The 1,424-nt window shown below is 58.6% G+C and carries 1 protein-coding gene; it reads right to left on the bottom strand.

What is annotated here, in order from left to right:
• The coding region (locus KP814_RS32510) for a helix-turn-helix domain-containing protein (protein ID WP_216740667.1) at window positions 1-1,072 on the bottom strand (1,072 nt) is incomplete at its 3' end.
• Between the last annotated feature and the right edge of the window lie 352 nt (window positions 1,073-1,424).

Consider the following 1,424-nt stretch of genomic DNA (forward strand, 5'->3'; position numbering starts at 1 on the left):
GGCTCATACCCAGGGCAAGAGCAATAGAGGCGCTCGACCACGCCTCGCCATCGGCTAGCAGAGCGAGTAAGTTGGCGTGTTTGTCCTCAACGGGTTGCGCCAATACCGCCACATCACTCATATCGTTAGGTTCTATCATAAACCCCCGAGAGGTTGCGGTGATATTCGCCAGCGCCCCCAGTTTCGCACGTAAGCGTCCAATCTCCACACGCAGACGCGCGCGCAGTGGTTCATCCACGGTTTTTAATCGAAAAGCGCGGACCGCCAGGGCGTCTCTCGGCGCGTCTTCGGGCCAGGCTTCGGCCAGCGCCCTTGCCAGAGTAAAGAGTATCGGGCGGGTAGTCAGCGAAATAGTCTGGTCTTTGCGGCGCACTGTCATTCGGCAGGCATCAATGATCAATGTATTCGACGCCAGTAGCGCTTCGACAGCATCAAGCAACACCGGGCGATCCTCACCGTCGGCCAGCAAACGCGCGACGGGGCTTTCCAACCTCCGCAACGCGGTTTCGACTTCGGCCACCAGTGCTGGAATCCGCGCCTCCCGGGCGGCTACTCCGGCGCGGGTCAATGCGGCGCGCGACGCCTTTGCCTGCTGGCGGCGCATGGCAATACCAGCGACAGCCAGTTCGTGGACTGTTTTAAATACCGGCGGCAGCGTAGTGGAGTCAAATTCCACGAGTGCGGCCTCCGCCGCGTCGATATGTCCGGTTAATAGCAAATAGCGCACGTCGAGATAGCGCGCATGAATGGCGTTTATCCTGTCACCGTGGGCCAACAACGTCGCCCGCGCTGTTTCAAGTCTTGTGCTTGGCTTACCGAGATCCCGCGAGGCGAGCGCAATCTCGGCGTCAGCGACAATACAGCGGGCTCTGGCCACCGCTTCCTTAGGTCCAAATGCGCGAGCCGCGTTTTTCAGCAGCACCCTTGCTCTGCTGAAATCGCCGAGCTGCGCCATAGCGATACCGCGCAAGGCCAGCGCCGACGCATCGTCACGCAACGCAACCCGATTCAGCGCCGCCAGGGGATCGCCTGCCGCCAGCGCCTGCGCCGCCTCGGTGATCAATGAGTCCATCGAAATTTCACCATTGGGTTGGTCAATTCACTATAAAGTTACTTACTCGTAACGAGCGGCCATTCACCGGATGTTTCCTCATAGTCGCTACATCATGCCGCCTAAACAGTGAATATTCACCGCAACCATTACACCGTTATTTGCACCCTTGGGATGCAGCTCATCCATCCGCTCCAGAAAGATTTCCCGGCGGGCCTTACATTTCGGGGGTTTATGATAGAACCTAACGATATGAGTGATGTGGCGGTATTGGCGCAACCCGTTGAGGACAAACACGCCAACTTACTCGCTCTGCTAGCCGATGGCGAGGCGTGGTCGAGCGCCTCTATTGCTCTTGCCCTGGGTATGAGCC

Source organism: Hahella sp. HN01, from assembly GCF_018986435.1.
Classification (GTDB): Bacteria; Pseudomonadota; Gammaproteobacteria; order Pseudomonadales; family Oleiphilaceae; genus Hahella.